The sequence below is a fragment of the Actinosynnema sp. NPDC023658 genome, assembly GCF_040639995.1.
GTDB lineage: Bacteria > Actinomycetota > Actinomycetes > Mycobacteriales > Pseudonocardiaceae > Actinosynnema.
This window is the reverse complement of the sequence record NZ_JBFAAX010000602.1, coordinates 1-3,455: the sequence shown is the minus strand read 5'-3', so window position 1 is coordinate 3,455 and position 3,455 is coordinate 1. Positions and strand designations below refer to the sequence as shown.

The 3,455-nt window shown below is 69.2% G+C and carries 4 protein-coding genes and 1 pseudogene; 3 read left to right on the top strand and 2 right to left on the bottom strand.

The window, feature by feature from the left end:
• On the top strand, positions 1 to 189 hold a 189-nt coding region (locus AB0G02_RS31915), incomplete at its 5' end, for a hypothetical protein (protein ID WP_360801520.1).
• Positions 190 to 209: 20 nt separating this feature from the next.
• Entirely contained in the window at positions 210 to 602 is a 393-nt protein-coding gene (locus AB0G02_RS31910) for a hypothetical protein (RefSeq protein ID WP_360801517.1), read from the top strand.
• A 63-nt stretch (positions 603 to 665) separates the two neighbouring features.
• On the opposite strand, the gene AB0G02_RS31905 is transcribed toward AB0G02_RS31910, so the two are convergent.
• Complete coding sequence (locus AB0G02_RS31905; protein ID WP_360801514.1) at positions 666 to 1,739, bottom strand: integrase core domain-containing protein; 1,074 nt, start codon at positions 1,737 to 1,739, stop codon at positions 666 to 668.
• Positions 1,740 to 2,562: 823 nt separating this feature from the next.
• Positions 2,563 to 2,850 (bottom strand): hypothetical protein, encoded by a 288-nt coding sequence (locus AB0G02_RS31900; protein WP_360801511.1) that lies wholly within the window; start codon positions 2,848 to 2,850, stop codon positions 2,563 to 2,565.
• A gap of 265 nt (positions 2,851 to 3,115) precedes the next feature.
• On the opposite strand from AB0G02_RS31900, the pseudogene AB0G02_RS31895 reads away from it, so the two are divergent.
• Positions 3,116 to 3,455 (top strand): annotated as a pseudogene (locus AB0G02_RS31895) (DNA-binding response regulator); the annotation flags it as partial.

Here is a 3,455-nt window from a genome sequence, read left to right as displayed (position 1 = left end):
CTCGACGCCGGCGCGGCGCTGGTGGTATCGCCGCTGCGCCCGATCCGCGACGTGGAGTGGGCGCCGAAGATCGTCGCCGCCGCCCGCCGGACCCACGCGCGGCGCGGCGCGGTGGTCGACCTCGTCCGCACGTTGAACGAGTCCGCGCCGGGCCGCGAGCACGGCGGGCGATGGGTGGTGCACGGGTGAACCAGGGTAGTGGAGGTGTCATGCGCTTCGAGGTGGAGAACAGCGGACTGACCCCGGCGGAGGTGGCCGGTGCGCTGCCCGGCCCGGTAGAACGGGCCGATCGGGACACCGGCTACCGCGGCCCGCTGGTGGACGTCCTGGTGTCGGTGGCGGAGAACGTCGCCGCCGGCGCGGTCACGGCCAAGTTTGACCGGCTTGTGGATGGCCTGGCGCAAGCGGCGGGAACGCGACCTCAAGGACTTCTCGGCGACGACGGTCCGCGTGGAGGTGCTGGGCGACGACGGCGCCAGCGAGACCGTGGTGGACCTGCACGGCGACGGCACGGAAGGTGCCGCAAGCTGGAACTGGAGATCGGTGACCAGGTCGACGGCGGCCGGGTCACGCGCATCCGCTTCTCCTTGCCCGAGGAGTGAGGCTCGGCGGTGGCATCGCGGCGACCGCGGTGCCTGTGGCGCTCGAAAAGTCATCGCTGCTGGTCAGGCAGCATTTCTGTATTCGTTGATGCGGCCGCCGAGGATGCGGGTGCGGAGCGGTCTATGGGTGTCGAGGTCGTGTGCGGCGGCGGGGTGCTGCCGGGCTTCGGGTGGTAGTTGTTGGCGGGCTTGGTGGGGTCGGTGTCGGTTGTAGTGGTGTTCGTAGGTTTCGAGGACGTGTCGTGCGTGGGCTTCGCCGGTGATCAGGACATGGTCGAGGAGTTCGCGTCTGATGGTGCCGATGACCTGTGCGCAGTGGGCGTTCATCTGGGGCGCCTGTAGCGCGCTGTTGATCACGTGCAGGTCGTCGGCCTGGAAGACGGCGTCGAACGTCTGGTTGTACTTGCCGTCGCGGTCCCGGAGAAGGAAGCGCAGGGACTCCATGCGGGTGCCGAGGTCGGCGGTGAGGTTTCTGGCCTGCTGTGTGGTCCACACCTGGGTCGGGTGGGCGGTGACGCCGGTGATGTGCAGGCGTCGGGTGTCGTGTTCGAGGAACGCCACGGCGTAGAGGCGCTTGCCGAGCGCGGTGTCGAGGTGGAGGAAGTCCGCCGCGATGATGCCCTGGGCCTGGGCGGTGAGGAACTGCCGCCAGGTCGGGCCATTGCGGCGTGGTGCCGGGTCGATGCCCGCGTCGTGCAGGATCTGCCAGACCGTCGAGGGTGCGATGTGGTGGCCGAGTCGGGGCCAGCTCACCCTGGATCCGCCGATGACCCACCGAGGGTTCTCCCGGGCGAGCCGCAGCACGAGCGACTTGACCGCCGCTCGTGTCGGTGGGCGTCGATGCGCGGTGTGGTCCGACTTGCGGGCTATGAGTTTGCGGTGCCAGGCGAGCAGGGTTCCCGGCGTGACTGGGAAGACCTTCCGCCACCGGCAGCGATCCACCAGCGCGGACAGGGCGGCGAACCAGAATCGGTCCGCGGGTTCGTAGCGGACCGGACCCGCGAGTTGCCGGCGCAGGACCGCGTTTTCGTGCCGCAGCACGAGCAGCTCGGCGTCCTTAGCCGCCTCGCCGCGCAGCAGCACCGCCGGGGCGGACAACACCTTCCGGGTCACCTTGTACAGCAGGGACACGATCACCCGGAAATGGTCCCAACGCGCTGACACCCCGCTCTACCAGCGGCGATGACTTTTCGAGCGGCACAAGGTCCGCTTCCGCGCGACCAGGCGCCGGTGCCATCGCAGGAGCGTTCCCGGTGTCACCAACCGGCGCTCGCGCAACCGCCGGGGGAGTCGGCGAACCAGCGCGGCGAGCACAGCACGATCGGCCCACTCCCACCGCGGGCGGGGGTTGGCCCGGCGCAGCACGGCGACCTCGTGCCGCAGCACCAGCAGTTCGATGTCCTTGGCCGCTGAGGACCGGCCGAGCAGGACCAACCAGCCAGTTACCGAGTCGGGCGAAGATCAGGTACAGCAGTCGTAACGCCACACCTCACGATCATGCCCTCGAGGTCCAGCGTGCGCGATCGTCGCAGCTCAGCACCCCAGTGCAGAGTTCTGACACCCCACAGGATGGCAGCTGTGACCTGAGCGCCTCGGGGCCCTGAGTGCCGCGCGTCCTCTACCTGCATGGATGAGATTATTGGCAGGTACAGGGTCGGTGCACTAACGCGGCGAGTACAGCACGGTCAGCCCACTCCAGGCGCGGAAGGGGGTTGGATCGACGCAGCACGGCGACCTCGTGCCGCAGTATCGGCAACTCCACTTCCTTGGCCGCGGATGACCGGCCGAGCAGAACCAGCCAGTCACCGAGTCGGACGAAGATCAGGTACAGCAGTCGTAACGCCAGACCTCACGATCATGCCCTGGAGGTCCAGCATGCGTGATCGTCGCAGCCAGTACGCCAGAGCAGAGTCCTGACACCCCACAGGCGTGGCGGCCGGGTCGGGGCGGGCGCGGCGAATCAGTTGGCCGCTCCTGCGGCCCGATGGTCGGTCCCGTGTGGTCGGTGCTGTTCGAGGACGGCCCTGATGACGGAGATCGGCAGCGTCACCGGGCGTCCCCCCACACCGTCCTTGCGGAGCACCGTCTCTATTCTCGCTGGGCCGTAGCCCACCTCCTTGGCCAGCCGGAGGATCTCCCGGCGCACGTTCTCGGGCGGCAGCCGGGACTCTGGGGTTCGTGTGCGCGGCCGGTCTTCCGGGCGGATCGGTGCGGAGGGGAAGTCGTTGTTGTCGCTGTCGTAAACCACGTTTGCCCCCGTATTCGCCTTGAACGGCCTCGGGTGACGCTAAGAAACGGTCGCTGTGCAGGTCCATGACCGTGCTTGGCAGACCTCTGACAGGAACCGGCGTGTCCATGACCGGCTGCGACACGTTCGGCCGGAAGCGGAGGATGATCTCTCTGGCAGTCGCCCAGCGACGGCAGGCCGGCACGAAGACCGCCGGAGGGACCTCCGGCGGCCGGGGAAGGGACCAGCCACGCCGGTGGTGGCTCGCATCGCAGTCGTGGACCCCTTGCCGCTGTTCCGGCAGGGGGTCGCCGGGGTCCTGTCAGCCGCCGGGCACTCCGTCGAGACGCCGGTGGACGTCTTCGCTTGGGCACGGAAGTCCCGGCCTGCGGTGGTCCTGCTGACGGTGCGGTCGGAGTCGGACTGGCTCCTGTTGGATCAGTTGCGGCAAGAGACGGCGTCAACGGTCGTGATCGCCGTCATGGAGGGCGCGGTGGGGGCGGCGGGGGTGCGTGCCGTCCGTGCGGGTGCCCGGTCCGTTCTGCTCCGGGACGCCACGCCGGAGGCGCTGCGGCACACGGTCGAGGCCACGCTGAGCGGACAGGCGGTCATGCCGCCGACGGTCG

Coding starts and splice junctions, on each gene's coding strand:
- AB0G02_RS31910 (WP_360801517.1), top strand. CDS start 210: ATGCGCTTCGAGGTGGAGAACAGCGGACTGACCCCGGCGGAGGTGGCC.